20 protein-coding genes are annotated in these 22,245 nt (G+C 69.2%); 4 read left to right on the forward strand and 16 right to left on the reverse strand.

All coding sequences use genetic code 11. The features are described 5' to 3' along the window. Positions 1–76: 76 nt before the first annotated feature. Entirely contained in the window at positions 77–799 is a 723-nt protein-coding gene (locus D3230_RS14025) for a GntR family transcriptional regulator (RefSeq protein ID WP_202345684.1), read from the forward strand. On the opposite strand, the gene D3230_RS14030 is transcribed toward D3230_RS14025, so the two are convergent. Together D3230_RS14030 and D3230_RS14035 are read right to left on the reverse strand one after the other, a co-directional pair. After that, complete coding sequence (locus tag D3230_RS14030; RefSeq protein ID WP_202345685.1) at positions 796–2,568, reverse strand: hydantoinase B/oxoprolinase family protein; 1,773 nt, start codon at positions 2,566–2,568, stop codon at positions 796–798. The genes D3230_RS14025 and D3230_RS14030 overlap by 4 nt on opposite strands. Next, on the reverse strand, positions 2,565–4,673 hold the full coding sequence (locus D3230_RS14035; protein WP_202345686.1) for a hydantoinase/oxoprolinase family protein: 2,109 nt from the start codon (positions 4,671–4,673) through the stop codon (positions 2,565–2,567). The genes D3230_RS14030 and D3230_RS14035 overlap by 4 nt, the downstream gene beginning before the upstream one ends. A 244-nt stretch (positions 4,674–4,917) precedes the next feature. On the opposite strand from D3230_RS14035, the gene dcd reads away from it, so the two are divergent. Continuing rightward, the gene (gene dcd, locus D3230_RS14040) at positions 4,918–5,523 is read left to right on the forward strand and encodes a dCTP deaminase (protein ID WP_202345687.1); all 606 of its coding nucleotides are present in this window, start codon (positions 4,918–4,920) and stop codon (positions 5,521–5,523) included. A gap of 43 nt (positions 5,524–5,566) precedes the next feature. Here dcd and D3230_RS14045 read toward each other — a convergent pair whose 3' ends face one another. From D3230_RS14045 to D3230_RS14085, 9 genes are all read right to left on the reverse strand, one after another. Then, complete coding sequence (locus D3230_RS14045) at positions 5,567–6,766, reverse strand: MFS transporter (protein ID WP_202345688.1); 1,200 nt, start codon at positions 6,764–6,766, stop codon at positions 5,567–5,569. Positions 6,767–6,852: 86 nt separating this feature from the next. Beyond that, on the reverse strand, positions 6,853–8,112 hold the full coding sequence (locus D3230_RS14050) for a flavin monoamine oxidase family protein (protein WP_202345689.1): 1,260 nt from the start codon (positions 8,110–8,112) through the stop codon (positions 6,853–6,855). A gap of 175 nt (positions 8,113–8,287) precedes the next feature. Beyond that, complete coding sequence (locus D3230_RS14055) at positions 8,288–8,878, reverse strand: hypothetical protein (RefSeq protein ID WP_202345690.1); 591 nt, start codon at positions 8,876–8,878, stop codon at positions 8,288–8,290. Positions 8,879–8,949: 71 nt separating this feature from the next. Beyond that, positions 8,950–10,941, reverse strand: a complete 1,992-nt coding sequence (locus D3230_RS14060) for a cytochrome c oxidase assembly protein (protein ID WP_202345691.1) — start codon at positions 10,939–10,941, stop codon at positions 8,950–8,952. A 104-nt stretch (positions 10,942–11,045) separates the two neighbouring features. Further along, positions 11,046–11,324, reverse strand: coding sequence for an HU family DNA-binding protein (locus D3230_RS14065; protein ID WP_087012842.1), 279 nt, complete (start codon positions 11,322–11,324; stop codon positions 11,046–11,048). A gap of 221 nt (positions 11,325–11,545) precedes the next feature. Further along, the gene (gene rpsN, locus D3230_RS14070; protein WP_202345692.1) at positions 11,546–11,851 is read right to left on the reverse strand and encodes a 30S ribosomal protein S14; all 306 of its coding nucleotides are present in this window, start codon (positions 11,849–11,851) and stop codon (positions 11,546–11,548) included. A 2-nt stretch (positions 11,852–11,853) separates the two neighbouring features. Next, positions 11,854–12,021 carry a 50S ribosomal protein L33 gene (gene rpmG / locus D3230_RS14075; protein ID WP_025134216.1) on the reverse strand — a complete coding sequence of 56 codons (168 nt, stop codon included), beginning with the start codon at positions 12,019–12,021 and terminating at the stop codon, positions 11,854–11,856. Then, on the reverse strand, positions 12,021–12,257 hold the full coding sequence (gene rpmB / locus D3230_RS14080) for a 50S ribosomal protein L28 (protein WP_130453229.1): 237 nt from the start codon (positions 12,255–12,257) through the stop codon (positions 12,021–12,023). The genes rpmG and rpmB overlap by 1 nt, the downstream gene beginning before the upstream one ends. Positions 12,258–12,454: 197 nt before the next feature. Further along, a complete protein-coding gene (locus tag D3230_RS14085) occupies positions 12,455–13,084 on the reverse strand; it encodes a hypothetical protein (protein WP_202345693.1) in 630 nt (209 codons plus the stop codon). A 100-nt stretch (positions 13,085–13,184) separates the two neighbouring features. Between D3230_RS14085 and D3230_RS14090 the strand changes: the two genes are divergently transcribed. After that, positions 13,185–13,973 (forward strand): SGNH/GDSL hydrolase family protein, encoded by a 789-nt coding sequence (locus tag D3230_RS14090; protein WP_202345694.1) that lies wholly within the window; start codon positions 13,185–13,187, stop codon positions 13,971–13,973. Between the two features lie 182 nt (positions 13,974–14,155). After that, complete coding sequence (locus D3230_RS14095) at positions 14,156–17,920, forward strand: efflux RND transporter permease subunit (protein WP_202345695.1); 3,765 nt, start codon at positions 14,156–14,158, stop codon at positions 17,918–17,920. A gap of 113 nt (positions 17,921–18,033) precedes the next feature. On the opposite strand, the gene D3230_RS14100 is transcribed toward D3230_RS14095, so the two are convergent. From D3230_RS14100 to D3230_RS14120, 5 genes are read right to left on the reverse strand one after another with little or no spacing between them, the layout of a single operon-like run. Beyond that, positions 18,034–18,444 (reverse strand): transcriptional repressor, encoded by a 411-nt coding sequence (locus D3230_RS14100; protein ID WP_202345696.1) that lies wholly within the window; start codon positions 18,442–18,444, stop codon positions 18,034–18,036. Beyond that, a complete protein-coding gene (locus D3230_RS14105) occupies positions 18,428–19,294 on the reverse strand; it encodes a metal ABC transporter permease (RefSeq protein WP_202345697.1) in 867 nt (288 codons plus the stop codon). Before D3230_RS14105 ends, D3230_RS14100 begins: the two co-directional genes overlap by 17 nt. Then, positions 19,291–20,187 carry a metal ABC transporter permease gene (locus D3230_RS14110; protein WP_337249196.1) on the reverse strand — a complete coding sequence of 299 codons (897 nt, stop codon included), beginning with the start codon at positions 20,185–20,187 and terminating at the stop codon, positions 19,291–19,293. Before D3230_RS14110 ends, D3230_RS14105 begins: the two co-directional genes overlap by 4 nt. Further along, positions 20,184–20,969: an ATP-binding cassette domain-containing protein gene (locus D3230_RS14115; RefSeq protein ID WP_202345698.1), complete on the reverse strand. Its 786-nt coding sequence runs from the start codon at positions 20,967–20,969 to the stop codon at positions 20,184–20,186. Before D3230_RS14115 ends, D3230_RS14110 begins: the two co-directional genes overlap by 4 nt. Beyond that, a complete protein-coding gene (locus D3230_RS14120) occupies positions 20,966–22,189 on the reverse strand; it encodes a metal ABC transporter substrate-binding protein (protein ID WP_202345699.1) in 1,224 nt (407 codons plus the stop codon). Before D3230_RS14120 ends, D3230_RS14115 begins: the two co-directional genes overlap by 4 nt. Between the last annotated feature and the right edge of the window lie 56 nt (positions 22,190–22,245).

The following is a 22,245-nucleotide window of genomic DNA, read 5'->3' on the forward strand; positions in this document are numbered from 1 at the left end:
TCGCCGAAGTCTTTAGAATCGTTGAGGAACGAGGACGACCGTGTGACACGTCGCTCTCAGCACAGAAAGTGGGATTATGTCGGGCACCATGGGGACACGCCACGCGGCCCCGCTCCGGGAGCAGGTCGCCACGGCGATCCGCACCGAGATCATCGACGGTGCACTCGCACCGGGCGAACGGCTCTACGAGAAGGATCTCTGCGACCGCTACACGGTGTCCCGAACCGTCGTTCGCGAGGCACTCCGGCAGTTGGAGTCCGAGGCCCTCGTGACCGTCAAACCCGGTCACGGGCCCATGGTCACGGTGCTGACGCCCGCAGACATCGAGGCGCTCTATGAGGTTCGTCAGGAGCTCGAGGGACTGGCAGCCGAACTCTTCGCCCGCCGCGCCACTCCCGAACAAGCTCGCGCCATGCTGGAACTCGTAGCCAACATGGAGCAGAGTTATCTCCACGGCACGCTGGAGACTCGTGGAGACAGCAAGGACGCGTTCTATGGTCTCCTACTCAGCGGAGCCGGGAATCCGGTGCTTTCCGCACAGCTGGCCGGCATTCATGCCCGCATCGGTATCTTCCGGCAGATCTCGTTCGTCGACCTCGACCGGGTACAGATCTCATACCCGGAGATCGTCGCGATCGCTGAGGCCGCGGCGCGCGATCGCGACGCCGCGGCCGCCCGAGCCCTCGCGGTGAGCCATATCGCGCACGCGAGCCAGCTCGCGATCCTCGAATACACCAAGCGATTCTCGGGGGCTGGGCCGGCCTCGGATGCGACGACCGGCGTCTCGGCCGAGGCCTAGCCTCGCAGACGAGCGGTCGCTGCCTCGTCGACGCGAAGCTCTTCGGACATCGTCTCGTCGACGAAGACGACCCCGTAGTCCCGCCGCGCGCCGGCAAAACTGACGAAACCGGCGAGCACGTCATCGCGTACCCGCGCCGCGGGACGTCGCAACGGATCCCCGTACCCGCCCCCACCGCTCAGGCGGTGGCCCAGGAACTCTCCGACCCCGAGGCCGATACTCCCGATGAGGGGAGCATCGCCGGTCCCGCCCGTCTCGTTCACCACGTACGGCTCCGATGCCGCGGCGTCGCCACCACCCACCACGCCACGCGGAGGATTCACGCAGCCGTCAGTCACATAGTAGGCCGTCAGTGGCGCGTGCGAAGGCCCATACTCAAGAATCGTACCCGGGGCACCGCGCCACTGCCCGGCACCGCCAGAGTCGGGTCGGATGCGGAGCTGCCGGACGTGCAGGGGATACTTCTGCTCGTCCACCTCCACACTGTCGCGCAACATGAGCCCATTCGTGACGGAGTTTCCATAGGTCACCCATCCGTCATAGCCCGGGCTCGCAGGTCCCCCTTGGCTCCCCAGGAATAGCTGATTGATGTACTCCACTGGCTCAGCGCCCCGAAGATCCTTCCCAGACACGACCGCGAACCCGGCCCCCAGCCCGCTCGACCCCTCAGCCTGGCCTTGCCCGGGCCACTGCTCGGCAATGATCCGCTGTGTCGTCATCACGAGACGCTCGCCAACGTTCGTCGTCGCGACCGAGGTGGAGTGCGGAAACCTGGGACGTCCCACGATGCAATTGTCGCGCAAGAGCACTTCGATGCAGCGGAAACTCCCGGCGTTCCGCGGCACGGATGCGTCGAGACAGTTCAGCACCCCGGTCATCGAGTTGTTGATGGCGCAGGTCTCCGACTCGTTAATCCCTCCATCCACACAATCGATATTGTCCCGCAGGTCGATCACGATGCGGCCTTCCTCGGGCAGCACGTCGACCGTCACGTTCACTGGCACACCCTCTGGGGCGAGCTCTCCGACGGGGTCGTGGACGCCCGTTCCTTGTGCACGACCCGGAGCCATCTGCCCGATCGTGTCGCGCATCAGCCTCTCGGAATAGTCGAACCAGTCATCGATGAAGGCGCTGATGCGTTCTACACCATACTTCTGGGTGAGCTCTTGCAACCCGCGTTCACCGATACGCGCGGCGCCGACCATCGCAAGGTAGTCGCCGTACCACTGACCGGGCACTCGGATACGGCTGCGACACATAGTGATGATGTCATCGATGTCGCGAAAGTCTCGCTGCACTTGTGTGGCCCGGAACACGAGCGCACCTTCCTCGTACACGTCGCGCGCGAACGGCATGTACGTGGTGGGCACCGAGTTACCAATATCGGCCTGATGCGCTTTCGCGAGCGCCGTGAACAGATGGCGCCCACCCACAAACACCGGCACCATGAGTGTGTGATCCGCAGCATGCGTGTTCCCCGCGTACGGATCGTTGTGCAGGAACGCATCACCCTCACGAAGATCCGGATGGATCTCGGTCATCGCCTGTCCGAGTCGGTCGCTCCCGATCACGTGCACGGGCAGCCCCTCCGCTGTGGCGAGGAGCCTGTTGTCGCCGGTGATGATGCTGCACGAGAAATCCCGCGCCATATTCAACACCGCCGAACGACCGGCTCGCAGTAGCGTGTTCTCCATCTCCCGCACGATTCCATCGAGTCGATTCGCGATGACGGACATTTCGACGATACTTGTGGCGTACGAGTGGCTCATGACTGCGCTCCTGACCGGGTGATGAATGATTCCGTAGACAGTTGATAGTCTCCGGAAGGAAGTACTGCGAGTGTCTGATCGGGATACACAACGATCGTTGTGATGTCTTCCCGGATGATCGCGGGACCGGTGATGCTGCCCCGGCGGGCAAGCTCGCCTGCGTCCAGCACCGGAGTATCGCGCCAGCCCACATCCGCGAAGTAGGCCGGCCGCGTCGCCCGCGCCGATTCGCCCTCCGACATCACGAAGACGCTCGGACTGGACCCCGTCTGCATGCGTGCCCGTGCCCGAGCGCCCCACGATACGATCTCGACGTGTTCGTCCGGTTCTTGGACCCCGAATACCCGCTCATGCTCGCGGTGGAAGCAAGCTTCGACGGCAGCGGCGTCCAGGCGGTGGAGCGCTTGCGCATCCCCGAGCGAGATCGTGAGTTCCCACGCCTGCATCGGATACCGAGCCTGCATGTAGTATTCCGTCGTCCCGGAGGACGCAGTGCGCGCATCGAGCGTCCCATAGAACTCGGCCGCGGCCCGCTCCACGCGCGACACCGCGGCGTTGTCGACCGAGAAGTCGGGGTGTTCAGTACTCATGAACGTGGGGGCGTCGAATTCGCTGACAATGTCCGAGCCGAGCGCACCGTAGGCGCTCAAAGCGCCCGCAGCTTTCGGCAAGATGACGACGGCGGCACCCAGCTCTCTGGCGATGAGCCCAACGGTGAGACCCGAGGCGCCGCCGCCGGCGACGACCACGAGCTCCCGCGCATCAATGCCTCGCGCCACCGTCTTCTCGCGAATGGCCGTGACGATGTTGTCGACCGAGATATGCAGGGCCGCACGCGCTGCTTCCTCGAGCGAAAGCCCGGTGCGGTCCCCGATCTGCGTGAGCGCGGCCTGTGCTCCGGCCCGGTCAAGCGTCAGACGGCCTCCCAGGAAGTTCGAGGAGTCCAGGTATCCGAGCACCAGTGCCGCATCCGTCACCGTCGGTTCGCTCCCACCTCGCCCATAGCACACCGGCCCGGGTTCGGACCCTGCGCTCAGAGGGCCCACGCGCATCATCCCGCCGCCGTCTACCCACACCACGGATCCGCCGCCGGCTCCGATGCTCTCGATATCAACGGACCGGGTGCCAGTAATGTCGCCCACCCATTTTCCCCCGAGCCACGTATCGTTGGTCCGGGCGATCTCCCCGTGCTCAACCACCGCGAGGTCGAAGGTCGTGCCACCCATGTCTGTGACCAGAATGGTCTGCGCGGCAGCACCACCCGGGAGGTTTCGTTCCGCGACGTCGATCGCGGCAAGCGGTGCCATGGACGGCCCGGACCCGATGGAGTAGACCGGCTGCTCCGCGATCCGATCGGCATGCCAGCCTCCGCCATAGGATGTCGAGATCAGCAGCGTGCCCGTGAATCCAGCCGCAGCCAGGTCCAGTTCAAGATCGGCGAAGAACTGCTGCATGGCCGGTTTGAGTGAGGCATCGATCGCCGTCGCAGAAGCCCGGCGATACTCGCGGATACTGGGATTCACTTGGTGCGACAGGGTAAACGGCACATCAGGAAGATGCTCCCCGATCAGTTCACCGATACGGATCTCATGCTGAGGGTCGGCGATGGACCAGAGCAAACACACGGCGATCGCTTCGACCCCGGCGTCGCGGCAGTCTCGCAGGGCCGCGATCACGGTCTCCTCATCGAGCGGGAGGTACACCTCTCCCGTGCTCGTCATCCGCTCGGAGACCTCAAACGTGAGATACCGCGGCACATAGGCCCCGCGATAGTGCAGCCGCCGGAAGGGGTCAGGCTTTCCGCCCTCGCGGAGCAGCAGCACATCGGGGAAACCCGCGGTGGTCAGCAGCGCGGTCCGCGCGGACTGCCCCGTGACGACGAGGTTGGTGGACCGGGTGGTCCCGTAGTTGATCTGTGCGGCACGACGAATGAGCGAGGCCACACTCACACCAATCTGTCCCGCGATGTCCTCGAGTGCGTGAGCAATGGCGCGGTATGCCCGATCACGTGTCGTGAGGGCCTTGGACATGTACACGTTGTTGTCGGGGTCGCGAACCACCACGTCGGTGAAGGTTCCCCCCGTGTCGACTGATACTCGGTACACGTGTGCTCCTTTTCTGGGGCCGCGGGATCCGCAGTGATCCCGTCTCCGGAAGCCACAGCATACGAGCGGCCGAAGCCTGGCCACACGGTCGGGTGGGCAGGGTGTCTCATATTGATGCATCATCCACCCCTCGGGCACGGGGTCCGGTGCGGCACGCGCCTCAGCCGGCCCGACCCGCGGATCCACCGCGCGGCGAGCGCCCACGACCCGAGCAAGTGCCTTGTCATTCCCTTAGACTGGGCGGGTGCTGCTTTCTGATCGTGACATCAATGCCGAGCTCGAGTCCGGCCGGATTTCCCTCTCCCCGAGCGAACCCTCGATGGTGCAGCCGTCGAGCGTCGATGTGCGCCTCGACCGCTACTTTCGTCTCTTCGACAACCACAAGTACGCGGTCATCGACCCCGCCGAGGAGCAGCCGGAACTGACCCGCCTCATCGAGGTGGATCCCGCGGAGGGTTTCATCCTGCACCCCGGCGAGTTCGTGCTCGGGTCGACCTTCGAGCAGGTGGGTCTCCCCGATGACATCGCCGCGCGCCTGGAGGGTAAGAGTTCGCTCGGCCGCCTCGGGCTGCTCACGCACTCGACCGCCGGCTTCATCGACCCCGGCTTCGAGGGGCACGTGACGCTCGAGCTGTCGAACGTCGCCACCCTGCCGATCCGGCTGTGGCCCGGTATGAAGATCGGGCAGTTGTGCTTCTTCCGCCTGACGTCGCCGTCCGATCGGCCCTACGGCGCGGGCGCGACGTTCTCCCGCTACCTCGGGCAGCGCGGGCCGACGGCCTCACGCTCGTTCCAGAACTTCCACCGCGCCGACGTCACCTCGACCGAGGCTGGCGCGCCGGGCGCGTAGCCGCGTGTGCCGTGCCCGTGGGCGCGGCACACGCGGTGCCGCGTTACGCGTCGGTGAGCGCGACTGACTCCGCGGGCGCGGCCGGGATGTCCGGCCGACCGCGCGTCACGGCGCGGGCAACCAGAATCATCATGACGCTGGCGATGACCCCGAGCCCGCCCATGACGGGAACGAGCGACCCGGTGCCGCCGAGGTCGAAGACTTGGGCCGCGATCGTCGGCCCGAGTGCGACCCCCAGCACGTACGTCGCGTTCACCGCGACGCTCGCAGAGCCGTCGGCACGCATCGCGGCGGCGAGGCCAAAGATCACCGGGAGGCAGAGCCCGAACGCGAATCCCCAGATGAGGTACCCGGCGGAGAACAGCCCCACGCTCGGGAAGACGAGGATACACAGCTTGCCCAGCAGGCTCAGCACCAACGCCACGGTGAGCGCTCCCACCCGGCCCAGGCCGCGGGTGATGACGGGCGCGGCCAGCGCACCGACGAGGCCCGCGAGAATCGCGAACGCGTACAGGTTGAGGACGAGCGTGGATCCGGACTCCCCGAAGTAGCCGGTCCCGATCACCTCTGAGATGCCGATAATCCCGTCGTCAGTGACCGCTAGGAGGCCCATCCCGGCGGCAAGGACCCAGGCCAGGCGGCCCGCGCTCGCGGCACCCGCCGTCGCGGCCGAATGCGCGGTCGCGGGGACCCCCGGGAGCCACCGAGCGGTGAGCAGCACGAGCAGGCCGGGCACGCCAATGAGCAGGAAGATCGTCTCGATTGAGGTCCCAATCACGGGAACCAGGAAGTAGGCGAGCGCGACGACGAGGCGGTTGAAGATCATCGCGATATTCGTCGACCGCTCCGGCGCGGGCGTGGCCGAGATCGACGCGGACGCCGCCGCGAGCGCCAGCCCCGAGCCCACCCCCGCGACCAGCAGCAACACGCTGATCACGGCGGGCAGCGGAGCAGCGATGCCGATCCCGCAGACACCCACGAGAATGCCCGCCCCGAGGAGGGCGAGGGGCACCCGGAGCCCGCGCCGCACGAGCGGCCTGACGGCGAGCACCGTTGCGGAGTTCAGCAGGGTCATGCCAGTCGCGAGCAACCCGGCCCGCGTCACATCCATCCCGAAGTCGCTGACGAGCCGTCCGATGACGCTGGGGATCAGGTTCGCGGGGAGGAACGCGTACACCCACACGATAATGATGCTCGCGAGTGGTTTGACACCCGCGGCGGGCGAGGCTGTGGTCTGGGTCATCGGTACTCCTCAGTGAGTCGGTCAGGTGATGGGTTCTCGCGTTGACGGGCGCGGGCCCGCGGGCCCGCGGGTCGGCGAGGGTCCGGCTATCGCGGCAGCAACTGCAGCGCCGCCCGCTCGGCGGCGTCGATGCCGGTGCGAATGGCACCCTCGATCGTGCCCGGGTAGTCCGGGGAGACATCGCCCCCCGCGAGGTAGAGGGCGCGGCCCGGGGCGGCGAGCTGTTGCTGCGCCGCGGCGAGACGTTCGGGGTCGCCGGGGGCGGGGACGAACCAGGTGCCGCGCGCCCAGGGCGACCCACGCCAGTCATGGCTCGTGTGCGCTCGAATCTCCGCGCCCGGCAGGTACGCACGGATCCCGCGTTCCAGCCCGGCTCGGTCCACCGCGCCGGCTCCGGGCGCGAGCCCCACGGCCAGCATGCCCCCGTCCGGGAGTCGGGCCTCGGAGCGGAAGTATCCAAACGGGCCCTCCGAGGCGAAGACTCGGAAGTGATCGTGCACCCCGTCGAGGACAAACCAGTCCTTGCGCGAGGCTCCCGGGTGCCGCCGCGCCGCGAGGTCCGCGAGCGGCCCGCGGATCGGGCCGTCGATCTCCAGCGTGGCGAGGACGTTGCGCGGGACCGCGAGAATCAGCGCGGGTGCTCGCCAGGACTCCCCCGCGTGCGTCGTGACGCGGTAGCCAGTGCCCTCGGTGGCGACCGCGGCCGCGCTCGCGCCCAGCCGAATATCGGCCTGGGAGCGGGCCGCGAGCGCGTCAACGAGCGCCTTCGTGGTGCCGGTGATCTGCGTCGCATAGTGGTCCGGGTCGCGCAGGTCCGCGGCGTCGAGGAGCAGGTGGCGGGCGTCAATGTCGGAGAGCTCGGCACCCGCGAGGTAGCGCTGGGTGGCGCGATGCCAGTCGCCCGCGAACCGCGAAAGCGGCACCCGGGCGAGCGCTTCGGCGGCGCTCAGCGGGCGCGGGCTGCGCGCGAGGATCTCTGCAATCTCCACGGCGGCGCGGTCGAGCTCGGCGGCCTCCGTCCCGGCGGCGGTGCGGCGCACCCGAACACCGTCGCTGAGGTGCGTCAGGGGTGCCGCGACCTCGGGCGACTCGTGGCAGGGGATACCGAGCTCCGCGAGCAGCTCCCGCGCCCGGGTGAAGCCGGGGAGCAGCCAGGTGCCCCCGAGGTCGATCTCGCGCCCCGCCGCGGCCCAGTGCGCGCCGTACGTCCGTCCGCCGAGGCGGTCCGCCCCCTCGAGCACGGTGACGTCGAGGCCGGTGGCCCGCAGCCGGTCAGCGGCCACGAGCCCGGCGAGCCCTGCACCGACGACAATAACGTCCGCCGAGAACGGCGTGGCTTCCTGCATGGCATGCTCCCTTGCGTGCTGAACATCGGTGTTCGCGGGTCGGTGGCCCGACCCGGCTTTTCGATCATATCTTCAATGTGTAGATAATCAAGCCGCCGCGCATGTTCGGACGCGCAGCGAGCGGGACTCGCACCGAGCGGGACGCACCGAGCAGGACGCACCGAGCAGGACGCCGCTAGCGGGACGCCGCCTCCGCGTGAGCGACCAGCTCCTCGATCCGCTCCGCGAGCCGCGCGCGTAATCCGACCGCGGTCGCGGATCCGCTGGCTCGGATCGCCCGCGCCAATGCCGTTGCGCCGCGTTCCTCAAGCAGCTCGGGGGCCAGAATCGACTGCAGCGAGGCGTGCTCGAAGACCCCCATGAAAATCGCGTACTCGACGTCGAGGATCAGCGTCAGCGCCCGCGCGTCCGACAATCCGGAGGCAAGTGCCCGCGCGAGCAGCCGCTCGTACATGGCGATCGTCGTGGCGTCCGTGATCGGGTGCCGAAAGAACTCCCAGATGTTTCCGGCGAGCGGTTGAAAGACCTCCGCGTACCGGACCGCAAACGCCGTGAAGCCCTCCGCGAGCGGCACAGCCTCGTCCAGACACTCGAGGTCGATCTGCCCGATCAACACCGCACGCGCAGCATCGATGATGTCCGAGACGCTGCGGACGTGATGGTAGAGGGTCTGCGAGCGCACGCCGAGCCGCTTGGCCACGTTGGTCATGGTCAGGCTCTGCGCGTCAGCCTCGCACAGGATACTCACGGCGGCCGCGCCGATCATGGCCCGGTCCGTCACCGGCATGTCGGCCCGCGGTCGCCCCGGAGACCTGCGCTCGCGCTCGCTCACCCGAGCTACCGCTTCACCTTCGCGTCGCGCTCAGCCTGCGCGGCAAGCATCTCGTTGTAGGCGTGCAGTTCGGCCTCGCCCGAGCGGTCCGCCGCACGGTCCTTCCGCTTCTGCTCCTTCGTGTCGCTGCGCGACCACTGCACCGCGACCACGAGCGCGAGGGCGAGAGTGGGCAGCTCGCCGATCCCCCAGGCGATCCCGCCGCCGGCGGCCTGATCCTCGATGGGGGTGGCCCCCCAGGTGCGTCCCATGGCGCCGTACCAGTCGGCGAGCATGAGGCCGTCGCCGGTCATGATCGTGACCCCAAAGAAGGCGTGTGACGCCATGGTGGCGAACAGCGTCACCAGGCGGAGCGGGTACGGGAAGCGGTACGGCACCGGGTCGACGCCGATCATGGACAGGCTGAACAGATAGCCGGCGATGAGGAAGTGGATGATCATCCACTGGTGCCCCAGGTGCTCGGAGGCGGCCCAGCGGGCGATCGGGGTGAAGTAGAACACCCAGAGGGATCCGGCGAACACCACGGCCGCCACGGCCGGATGCGTGATCACCTTTGAGTACGGCGTCTGGATCGCCCACATGATCCACTCGCGGCCGCCCCAGGAGCCGTCGGTGCGTTTCTCGATGGTGCGCAGCGCGAGTGTCATCGGGGCACCGAGTACGAGCAGCAGGGGGATCAGCATCGTCAGCATCATGTGCGCGAGCATGTGCACGCTGAACAGGTACTGCTCGTACGCGTTGAGGGCGCCGTTCGTCGTGTAGAAAAGCCCGATGAGACCGAGGGCCCACGCGATCGTGCGGCCGATGGGCCAGGAGTCCCCGCGGCGCTTGAGTCGGATCACACCCGCGAGGTACAGCGCGAGCCCAAACACGCTTACGAGCACCCAGGCGAGGTCGAACTTCCACTCGGTGAGGTAGCTCATCGGCGTCAGCTCGGGGGGCAGCGGGTCGCCGGTGAGCCACTCCGCGGGGCTGATGTCGCCGCCCTGATCGCGCGCGGGCTCGAACGACACGGGCGTCGCGGTGCGCCCCAGCGCACCCGCGATGCCGCTCGCGAGGCCCATCACGGCGAGCTCCGCGAGCACGAACCAGATGAACGCGCGCTGCCCGGAGACGGAATCTGCGATACGCGGGATCAGCCGCGTCCGCTGCACCGCGCCGAACACACCGAGCGCGAGCAGCGCACCCGTCTTCCACATGAGCAGCTGGCCGTAGCCGGTGCCGAAGAGCGCGTCCAGGTTCCCCACGCGCATCCACCCGCTCACGACGCCAGAGGCGGCGACCCCAACAAACGCGAACAGCGCGAGCGTGGAGTACCGAGCCGTCAGCACCGAGAGGCGCTGCCGGTCGACCACGCGCGCGAGGAACACGAGCGTGAGCAGGCCACCGAGCCACACCGCCGCGCCGATCAGGTGGACCAGGAGCGAGTTCACGGCCTGGCTGTGGTTCGACGAGCCCGCGGCGTGCCCCTGCAGTGCGAGCGGCAGGGTGGTCGTGAGCGCGGCAAGCAGCACGAGGAGGGTGAGCCGTCGATCCCGGATCGCGAAGGCCATGACCGTGGTCGCGGCGGCGAGCAGCAGCTCGATCAGCCACAGGCGGCCCAGCTCGATCTCCGTGACGAACTGTGCCAGGCCGGCGCCGAAGGCCGCGTCCCCGGAGAACGGGAGACCGGAGAGATCCACGTAGGTGACGAGCAGCGTTGCGGCGCTGGCGACGGTGAGCATCGCCGCGGATCCGGCGGCCACGTCGAGCGCGGTGCGAGCCTCAGCGCGGTCGCTCGCGAGCGCCCAGATCGCCATGACCACCGAGCCGATCAGCCCGGCCATCGCGACGTTGACGAGGGTCCGCGTCAACGGCACCGCGATGCGCACAAACGTTCCCGGATCCGCGAGTGCGCGGGGGTTGGCCGCCCCGCCGATCGCGAGCCCGAGGAACAACGCGGCGATGGTGGCCGCGAGGAGAAGGGCAGGCGCGAGTACACGAAGAGAGCGAGGCACGCATCTAGCCTACGGCCTGCTCGATGAGTGTCAGATCAGCGCGAACCCGCAGAGACACGAAACCCCCGGGACCGTGGCCCCAGGGGTGTCGCGCGGTGGTGAAGTTACTTCACGGCAGCCTTCAGCTTGGAGCCAACCGACACCTTGACGCGCTTGCCCGCGGGGATGTCGATGGTCTCGCCCGTGCGGGGGTTGCGGCCCGTGCGTGCCGCGGTGGTTGCGGTCTCGAACGAGATCCAGCCGGGGATCGAAACCTTCTCGCCACCGGCGACGGTCTCGGAAACAGCGGCGAACAGCCCGTCCAGCACGCTGGAAACAGCGGCCTGGCTCTGGCCGGTCTCAGCGGCGATCTTCGCGACAAGCTCGGTCTTGTTGAGTGCCATGTTGTGTCCTTCCAGGGCGACGACAGCAGTTGGCCGAGCCCCTGATCTGGTTCAGGTATCCCCACCGATTTGGAGGGTCCGATCGGTTGATCGCTACGAATCTACCCCAGTTCGGCGGTTTTCTGCGGATCTTCCCGCGGTAATTCCGCGTGGCGTGTCGCCCGGGGACGCAAAAACGGGCGCGAACCCCGAAGGATTCGCGCCCGCCTGAGAGTCCGCTGTTACCAGCTCGACTTGGTGATGCCGGGCAGCTCGCCACGGTGCGCCATGTCGCGGAAGCGCACACGGGACACGCCGAACTTCGACAGAACGCCGCGGGGGCGGCCGTCGATGACGTCGCGGCTACGCACGCGCACGGGCGACGCGTTGCGGGGCAGCTTCTGCAGGCCGATACGCGCGGCCTCGCGGCTCTCGTCGGTCCCGTTCGGGTCGACGAGGGCCTTCTTCAGCTCGAGGCGCTTCGCGGCGTAACGCTCAACGATGGCCTGACGCTGCTTGTTCTTTGCAATCATGCTCTTCTTAGCCATGTTTAGCGCTCCTCTCGGAAATCAACGTGCTTGCGGACCACGGGATCGTACTTCTTGAGCACGAGGCGGTCGGGGGTGTTGCGACGGTTCTTCTTGGTCACGTACGTGAACCCGGTGCCTGCCGTCGAACGGAGCTTGATGATCGGACGTACGTCCTTATCCTTAGCCATTAGAGCTTCACCCCACGCTTCTGCAGATCAGCAACGACGGACTCGATGCCACGAGCATCGATCACCTTGATGCCCTTAGCCGACAGGGTGAGCGTCACCTTGCGGCCGAGCGAGGGCACGAAGTAGGTCTTCTTCTGGATGTTCGGATCGAACCGACGCTTGGTGCGACGGTGCGAGTGCGAAATGTTGTGTCCAAAGCCGGGAACGGCTCCGGTCACCTGGCACACTGCTGCCATGATGTTTCCTCTCATACCGTGAGGCCGGACGGCCCCACCCAAGATTTCTTGTCTGCAAGGGCACGCGCACGCGAAGTGATTCGCAGCGCGTCTTGATCCCCCGCGGTCTGTGCACTGGGACGGCGCACAGCCAAGGGGAAAGCTTACTTGCCCGAGGCGTTCGGCGCAAGCCGGGCGTGTCTCCCCTGGTGGACCCGCTACTGCAGGATCGCCCCGAGCAGCGCCGCAAAGAGCAGCCCGCCGACGCTGGCCAGCAGCGTGCCCAGGCCGCCCTGACGCACAAACATCGACGGCACCCGCTCCGTCAGCCAGCGCGGATCCGCGCCGATCGCGGCGAGGGTTTCGTGCGGCGCGCGATCATCGAACACGGCCACATCGGGGTGCGCCGGATCGAGCACGACCGCGACCGGCGTGCCGCGCGTGACGGCATAGCGCAGCGGCACCACAGCGTAGGCGCTGCGGGGCCCACCGTGCGGCGGCAACACGTGCAGCAGGACCAGGCGTGCGGGCTCCGGGGTGCCGGGCCACAGCATGGTGGCGGACCGTGTGAGCGGCCGACCGTAGACCCGGTGCACCCGGGCGGGGGCGGGCTCGCCCGGCACCTGGCCGGCGGCCATCGCCTGTGCGCGCTGCACGACCGTGCGGTCAATCTCCGCGTGCATTCGCTGGGACACCACGAGGTTCAGGACGACCACGCCCAGGAGCAGCGCCGTCACCCACACGCCCATCCGGGACCCGGTGCCGAACGACCAGAGAATCGCGCCGAGCAGGGCACCGAGCACGGCACCGACGACGATTCCGTACAAGCGATGCTGCGTCCAGTCCATGGCCCCATCCTCGCACGCCGTGCCGCTCGCTCCCCGAACAGGTGCCGCATTCGACCCCGCCACTTCCCGGCGTTCGGGCCCGAGGAATAGGCTGAGCCACATGGCAACAGCGCAGGAGCCCCGAGCCGCAATCCGCTACGTCGCGATCGGCGACAGTTTCACCGAGGGCGTCGGGGACGAACAACCCGATGGCTCCGTGCGCGGGTGGGCGGACCTTGTGGCGCAGGGCCTCGCGGACGCCACGGGTGCCCCGGTGCAGTACGCGAACCTTGCCATTCGGGGCCGCCTGCTGGCCCCCATCATCGCGGAGCAGCTTGTCCCTGCGATCGCGCTCGGCCCCACCCTCGTGAGCTTCAACGGCGGCGGCAACGACATGCTGCGCCCGGGCACGGATCTGGCCTGGATCGCGGCCGAGACCGAGGCCGCGCTGCGCCGGATCCAGGACGCCGGGGCAGAGCCGCTGCTGCTGGCTGGGGCGAATCCCACGGGCGGCCTCCCCGGCGGCGGTCGGGTGCGCGCGAAGGGCGACGAGCTCGCACGCGTCGCCGGCGGGATCGCGGAGCGCCTCGGCATCCGGTACACGAACAACTGGGCGGACGCCGATCTCGCGGGCCGCCAGTACTGGTCCCACGATCGCCTGCACCTGGCGCCGGTGGGGCACCACCGGGTCGCGGCGAACGTGCTGCGCACCCTGGGCCACGCCGCCCCCGCGGACTGGATCACGGAGGCGGCGGCGGTGCCCGCCCCGTCTGCCCGAGATCAGCTCCGCTACACCCGCGAGCACGTGGTCCCGTGGGTGCAGCGCCGCCTCACCGGGCGTTCAAGCGGCGACGGACGATCCGCCAAGTTCGGCAGCTGGACCTGGGTCGAACCGCGCCCTGCCGCATAGCGCGGCGGCGCTGGCCGCCGCTTCCCACGTTCATCCCAGGGGATGACACGTGTCGTACCAGGGGATGATGTGCTGGGCTCGGGCCCCGACAAGACTGGAACCATCGACCGTTTTGTCACGCCTGGGGCGAGCCGCATCCGCGCGGTTCCCGTCGCGCTCCGAGGCCCAGCCCGAAAGGCACCATGTCCTTCCTCACCCGTACGAGTCTTGCCAACCGGCTGATCGTTGGGCTCATCACCCTCGCCGTTGCGGTACTCGGCCTCTTCTCGATGAGCGCACTCAAGCAGGAGCTCATGCCGTCGATGCAGGTGCCCATGGCATTTGTCTCCGTGCAGTCTCCCGGCCTGGCCCCGGAGGAGCTCTCCCGCGCCGTCACTGAACCGACCGAGCAGGCACTCAGCGCGGTCCCGGGCATTACGCGGGTCACGTCGACGACGTCGAGCGGAGCCGCGGACATCATGGTCGAGTGGCCGTTTGACGGCGACGAGGAGACGCTGCCGAAGATCCGTGCGGCGGCAGAGGCGCTGAAGCCCACCTTCCCGCAGGGCTCCGAGGTCACGGTGTTCTCGGGTGGGGCCGACGACATGCCCGCGATGGTGCTCAGCGCCGGGACCTCCGGCGATCACGACGCCTTCAGCGATGCGCTCGCCCAGACTGTCGTTCCCGCGTTGCAGGGTGTCAACGGCGTCCAGAAGGTGACGCTCGCGGGCGCCGAGGAACAGCGGATCCTGATCGATCTGCGCCCCGCGGACGTGACGCGGCTGAAGGTGGATCCCGCGCAGATCGGCCCCGCGCTCGAGGCGCGCGGCGCGGCGATTCCCGCCGGTCAGGCGGACTCCCCGGACGGCCCGCTCTCGGTCACGGTCGGTGGCGCGCTGACCTCGGTCGAGGAGATCGCCGCGATCCCCCTCACGGTCGAGACCGGTGTGGTGAGCCTCTCGGACTTCGCGGACGTCCACACCGAGACCGTGCCCGCCGAGTCGATCTCACGCGTCAACGGCAAGCCCGCCCTGACCCTCCAGGTCACCCCCGGCCAGGGCGCCAACGTGGTCGACATCTCGCACGGGGTCAACGCCGAGCTGGACCGCCTCGCCCCCACGCTGAAGGCGGAGTTCGTCACCATCTTCGACCAGGCGCCCTTCATCGAGCAGTCGATCCACGATCTCTCCGTCGAGGGCGGCCTCGGGCTGCTCTTCGCCGTGCTCGTGATCCTCGCGTTCCTCGGCTCGTGGCGCTCAACGATCATCGCCGCGGTATCGATCCCGCTTTCCCTCCTCATCACCCTGACCGGGCTGTGGTGGAGCGGCAACACGCTGAACATCCTGACCCTCGGCGCGCTGACCATCGCGATCGGTCGCGTGGTGGACGACTCGATCGTGGTGATCGAGAACATCTCGCGTCGGCGCGGCGCGGGCCATCTCACGGTCGAGGGCGTGGTCGCCTCGGTCAAGCAGGTCGCCGGCGCGATCACCGCGTCCACACTCACCACCGTCGCCGTCTTCCTCCCCATCGCGTTCGTGTCGGGCATGGCCGGGCAGCTCTTCCGCCCGTTCGCGATCACCGTATCGATCGCGCTGATCGCTTCCCTCGTGGTGGCGCTCACGATCGTTCCCGTGCTCGCCTACTGGTTCATTCGCGGCAAGGAGCGGCGCGCGGATGCCGCGGCGCCGGCGGCCGAGGCTGCGCAGGATCCCGCCGCGGGCCCGGCGATCGCGCCCTCCGGCGACGCGAGCGACGACACGATCGAGCTCTCGCGCCCGGTTCCCGCGATCGCGGACGGCGGCGAGCACTCGGATCTCGACGAGATCCACACCGCGCCGGATCGGCTGCAGCGCGCCATCATGCCCGCGCTGAACGCGACGCGCCGCCATCCGGTGATCACCCTGGTGTCGTCGAGCCTGATCCTGGTCGGCACGCTCGCGATGGCGACCATGATCCCGACCGACTTCCTCGGCTCCTCCGGCAACGAGAGCATCCAGCTCACGCAGTCGCCGCCCGAGACGGGCGACACGGCCGAGCTGGTCGCGCTCGCGGAGCCCGTCGAAGCCGCGCTGGACAAGGTCCCCGGTGTGCGCGATGTGATCACCACGATCCCCGTGAGCGTCGCGGGGACCCCGACGGAACTGTCGTACGACGTCCAGCTGGACGAGGGCGCGGACGTTGAGCAGGTCGGCGACCGCGTGCAGCGCGCCCTCGACACGCTGAAGGACGTGGGCGAGGTGCAGCTGCTCACGCAGGACGCGTTCGTCGGCGGGGCCGGCGGATCCGGCATCGCCCTGCAGATCCGCGGCAACGACCCCACCGCGCTGCGCGCTGCGAGCGAGCAGCTCGAGAAGCAGCTCGCCGACGAGCCCGGCGTGCAGTCGGTCACGAGCGAACTCGCGGGCGAGCAGCCCGTGGTCCGCGTGCGTCTCAACGAGCTGCAGGCCGCAAACATCGGCTTCGATCCCGCGACCGTGGCGCGCGCCGTCACCGAGGCCCTCGAGGGCCAGAACGTGGGGCGGATCATGCTCGAGGGCCGCGACCGCGACATCGTGCTGCGCACCCCCGGGACGGAACGCACCGCCGAGCAGCTCGGCGAGATCATGCTCCCCGTCACCCCGCAGCAGACGATGCAGGCGCAGAAGATCGCCGCTGACGCGCTCGAGGCGAAGGCGAAGGCCGAAGCGGAAGAGCAGCGCCTCAAGGCGAACGCCGAGCTCACGAAGCAGATCGACGAGGCCGCCGCGCAGCGCGGGGAACTCGCAGCGCAGATCGGACCGCTCTCCGAGCAGCTCGCGCAGCTCATGGCCGCGCCGATCGTGCCCGAGCCGCCGCTCTCCCCCGAGGACGACGCGATGCTGCGTGCCACGCAGGAGCGAGCCGAGCAGATCGCCGCGCTGCAGGAGGCCCTCGCCGGTGCCCAGGGCGGAGTCTCCGGGCTCGACGAGCAGCTTTCCGTCCTGCGGCAGAGCCAGACGGACGCGGCCACCCAGCTCGCGGAGGCGCAGGCCGCCGAGGCCGAGCAGAAGGCCGCCACCGAGGTCACGGGCACCGCGATCCCCCTGAGCGCGATCGCGGAGGTCTCCGAGGAACTCACCGCCCCGGTCATCACCCGCGCTGACGGCGAGCGCCAGGTCGCGCTCACCGTGACGCCGAAGAAGGGTCAGCTCGATGCGGCATCCGCCGCGATCGATCGCGCCATCGCCACGACGGACCTGCCGGCCGGTGTGAGCTTCGAGCTCGGCGGTGTGAGCGCGGAGCAGGACGAGGCGTTCGCGCAGCTCGGTGCCGCAATGCTGGGTGCCATCATGCTGGTGCTGCTCGTGATGGTCGCCACGTTCCGCAGCTTCCGCGGGCCGTTTGTGCTGCTCGTCTCGATCCCGTTCGCGGCGACCGGCGCGATCCTGGGCCTCTTCATTACGGGCACGCCGCTCGGCCTGCCGGCGCTCATCGGGCTCCTGATGCTCATCGGCATCGTCGTGACCAACGCGATCGTGCTCATGGACCTCGTGAACCGGCTCCGCTCCGCGGGTGCCGACCTCGATGAAGCCGTGGAACACGGGACGCGGTTGCGGTTGCGCCCCATTCTGATGACGGCGGCGGCGACGATCTTCGCGCTGATCCCGATGTCGCTCGGCCTGACCGGCGGCGGCGTGTTCATCTCGAAGCCCCTCGCGATCGTCGTGATCGGCGGCCTCATCTCCTCGACGCTGCTCACGCTGATTCTCGTGCCGATCCTCTACACGCTGGTGGAGCGACGCCGCGACAGGAAGCTCGCCAAGCGCGCGGACCGGCGGGAGCGGCGTGCCGAGCGGCAGGCGGAGCGCGCGGACATGCGCGAGACGCAGCGCCAGCTGGCGGGCACGGGCGAGGCGCGGGCGCCGCGTCCGTCGCGGGCCGAGCGCAAGCGCGCCCGAACGGGCGGCGAGCCCGAGGAACCGACGGAGTTCACCGAGCTCACGTAGTGGTGGGGGCGGCCGCGCCGCCCCCACGCTCGCCACACGCCGAAGCCGCTCGGGCTCCAGGATCATCTGGCGCCCGAGCGGCTTCGGCGTTCCTGCGTGATGCGCGGTGTGGGTCAGCCCGCGGGTGCGACACCGCGGGCTCGGCAGCGCTCGCAGGTGCCGAACAGGTCAACGACGTGTTCGATCTCGGTGAAGCCGTGCTCGGCCCCCACACGCTTGGTCCACTCCTCCACCACCGTTGCGGAGAGCTCACGCGTGTCCCCGCAGCCGCGGCAGATCAGGTGGTGGTGGTGCCCCTGGGTGGCGCAGGATCGGAACAGGTTCTCGCCCTCGGGCGACTGCAGCGAGTCGGCCTCGCCCGTTTCGGCGAGGCTCGCGAGGTTGCGGTAGACGGTGGCCAGGCCGATCGTCGATCCGGCGTCGCGGAGCACCTGGTGCAGCTGCTGCGCGCTCACGAAACCGTGGGCCTCCGCGAGCGACGCACGCACCGCTTCACGCTGCCACGTATTACGTTTGGGCTGCACCTTTCACCTCCACTGCCGGGTTCCTGTCCCCCACCGTAGCGAACTCCGCCCGGCGCCGCGACGCCGCGCGCGTGCCAGCGCGCACGGCGACCGCCAGGAGGAAGACTCCGGCGAGGACGAGGCCGACGGATCCGCCTGCCGCGATCCCGAGCTCGCGTGAGAGCCACAGTCCGAGGAGCCCCCCGCCGACCCCGATACCGGCCGCAATGGGCGGGATCCACTCGAGGCGGTCGGTGAGGACGCGCGCCGTCGCGGCGGGCCCGATGATGACGGCCACGCCGAGGATCGCGCCGACCGCGGGCATCGCCACGACGACCGCGGCGGCGATCACGCCGGTCACGATCAACTCCACGGGCCAACTGCGGAATCCCGCCGCGGCGAAGCCCACCGGGTCAAAGGTGTGGAACAGGATCCGCCGCCAGCTCGCCGCGAGCACCACGAGCGTGAGGACGAGCACTGCGGCAGTGGCACCGACGTCACTGCCCGCCACACTCAGCGGCGAACCGACGAGCAGCGCCTCGACCGGGATCCCGAGATCCGGGTTGAGGCTCGCGAGCAAGGTGCCGAGCGCGAACCCGAACGACAACACCACCCCGCTCGTGACCTGACGGCCCTGGCCTCGGATCCGGCCGAGCAGCGTCATGAGCAGCACGAGCACCAGGGCAAACACGGCCTGGCCGAGCAGCAGGTTCCAGCCGGCGATGGCAAACACGACGCCACCGGGGAACGTCGCGTGGCTCAACGCCACCGCGAAGAACGAGCGCCGACGCAGCACCACCAGCGTGCCCGCGAGTCCGGCAAGCAGCCCGAGCAGGGTGAGTTCGAGGGCGGCAACCGCAAAATAGCTCATGCGCGCACCGCCCCGCGGGGGTGCGCGCGGGCGCGCCGGATCGATCGCGCGGCGGCCGCGACGCCGTAGGCGGCGACCAGCAGCAACACGACCACAGCGCCCGGCGACACCGTCGCCCCCGCCTCGACCGACCATTCAAACGACAGCCAGAGGCCCGCGACCCCCGCGAGCAGCGGGACCAGGATCGCGAGCGGGATCAGCAGGGCAAAGCCGCGCGTGAGGAGCCGGGCCACCGCCATCGGGACGGTGAGGAGCGCGAGCACCATCAAGACGCCGAGTGCCTGGACGCCGGCGACGACAAGCAGCGCCACGGCGACCCCGAGCGCGAGATCCGAGCGGAGCGGCCGAAACCCGGCCGCCTCGGCCCCCGCGGCGTCAAACGCGCGAAAGAGCTGAGCCCGCCAGGTCAGCGCCACGACGGCGAGGGCGGCGATCGCGACCGCGAGGATCTGCCACAGCTGCGCCTCGGTCACGGTGAGCAGGCGCCCGAACAGCAGTTCCTGCAGCTGCGACACGTAGCCCGATTGCCGCGAAACCAGCACGATCCCCAGGCTGAACAGCCCGGTCAGCACCACGGCGATCGCGGCATCGGCCCCCACTCCGGCCCGGTGCTCCAGCACGGTGAAGAGCACGGCGGAGATGATGGCGGCGAGCACGGCCCCGGGAAGCACGCCCGCGGATCCCCCGAGCGCCGCACCGATCACGAGCCCGGGGAACACGGCGTGCACCAGGCCGTCGCTCACAAATTCCATTTCGCGGAAACTGATGAACAGGCCCACGATGCCCGCGGCAACGGCCAAGATCACCACGGTCACGAGCGCGCGCCACATAAACGGCAGCGCGAACACCTCGACTGGGTGATGCGCGCCGAACACGGTAGCGGCCTCGATCACTCCGTGCCCTCCCGGGTGGTCGTGACCGTGTGCTCGTCGAGCTCAACGGTGGTGCCGTGGAACGCGTGCTGCACGGCGTCGAGCGTGAGCGCCTCATCGAGCGGCCCGAAGCCCGCGGGGTGGCCCGGCTCGTTCGGCGAGTGTCCGCTCGCAAGCAACAGGACGTGGGTGCAGGCCTCCTGCGCGATCTCAAGATCGTGCGTCGAGACGACAATCGACCGGCCCTCGGCGCGCAGCTCACGCACCAGCTGCAGCAGGACCTCGCGGTTTTCCCGGTCAAGCCCGTTGAACGGCTCGTCGAGGAGCAGGAGCTGCGGATCCGACACGAGCGCGCGCGCGAGGATCCCGCGCTGCTGCTGCCCGCCCGAGAGCTCGCCGAAGCGGCGCCCGGCGAAGCCCGCGAGCCCGACGCGTTCGAGCGCGTCCGCGACGGCGGCGCGTCCCGCACGACCGATGGGGCGCATGGACCCGCGCGCGCGGTAGAGGCCCATGGTGACGACCTGGCGCAGGGTCACCGGCAGGGTCGTGTCCCGCGTGTCCGCCTGCGGGAGGGAGCCCACCAGGCGGCGCGCGCGATCCGGCGATGTGCCGAGCACCGACACGCTCCCGGCCGTGAGGTCCGCGAGACCCAGGATGCCGCGCAGCAGCGTCGATTTACCCGACCCGTTCGGCCCAATGAGCGCGAGCGCCGCCCCGGCGGGGAGGCTCAGCGTCAGCTCGTCCACCCGAGTCGTCCCCGCGTAGCCGAAGGCCGCGTCCGTGAGGGTGAGTGCGGCGGTCACGGCTGCAGTGCTGCGGGGAGCTCGCCCGCCTCCTGGCCCCACGCCTCGAGGATGAGTCGCGTATTGTGGACGGTCGCGCCGATGTACGTGGCCCCGTCGGAGTCCTCCGGCCCGAGCGAATCCGCATAGAGCGACTCGGCATCGATGACCTGCACGCCGGCCTCCTTCGCGATCGTACGCGCGAGCTTCGGGCTCATCGACGACTCGACGAACACCGCCGTCACCCCGCGCTCCTGGATCGCCGCCACCAGCGCGTCGATGTCCGCGGCGCTCGGCTCGGCGTTGTCTTCGAAGCTCGGCAGGATCGCGCCGGCGAAGGCGATGCCGTAGTCGTGCAGGTAGTAGCGGAGCGAGTCGTGGCCGCTGACGAGCACGCGGCTCGCCTCGGGCACCGCGGCGAACTGCTCGGCGGCCCAGGCGTCCAGCGCCTCGAGCCGCTCCGTGTAGGCCGCGGTGCGCGCGTCGATGTCTGCAGCATCGGCCTGGTCGATCCGCGCAAGCTCCGCGCCGATGTGGCGTGCCATGTCCGCGGCATAGCGCGGGGAGGTCCAGAGGTGCGGGTTCGTGGGGCCGTGATCGTGGCCCGCGTGGTCGTCCGAGCCGTGATCGTGTGTTTCCTCGGCGTGATCATGGTCCGCGTGCTCGTCGGCCGCGCCGTCGTGGCCCGCGGGCTCGTCGGACGCGTGGTCTTCCGCCGCGTGGTCGTGATCCGCGTGGTCCTCGGCTGCGTGCTCCTCCGCCGCGTGGTCGTGATCCGCGTGATCGTGCGCGGGCTGCACCCCGCTCGCGGCCTCGGCCTCACCCTCCGCGGTGATTTCGGTGGCCTCATCGATGTCGATACCGTCGGCGGCCGTGATGATCTCACCGGTGAATCCCGAGGCCTCGATGGCGTCGTCGATGAAGGTTTCGAGCCCCGCGCCGTTCACGATGAGCACGTCCGCCTCGCTGAGCGCGAGCAGGTCCGCGGGCGTCGGGTCGAAGTGGTGCGCCGATCCCCCGGGCGTGAGGAGGCCGCGCACCTGCACGTCGTCGCCGCCGATCTCGCGCGCGAAGTCGGCGAGCTGCGTGGTGGTCGCGACGACCGCGAGCCCCTCGCCGGCCGAGGCGGAGCCGTGGTCTGCGGAGCAGCCGGACAGCACGAGCGCCGCGCCGGCGGCGAGCGCGGCGGCGGCGCGCAGCGTGCGTCGCGAGCGCGGGGTGGTGCGGGTGAAACGTGGCATGAGCAACTTTCTAAATGAGAACGACTATCACTATAACCGCTCGTGAGAACCGTTCG

This window comes from Leucobacter chromiireducens subsp. solipictus, from assembly GCF_016758195.1.
GTDB classification, from domain to species: Bacteria; Actinomycetota; Actinomycetes; order Actinomycetales; family Microbacteriaceae; genus Leucobacter; species Leucobacter solipictus.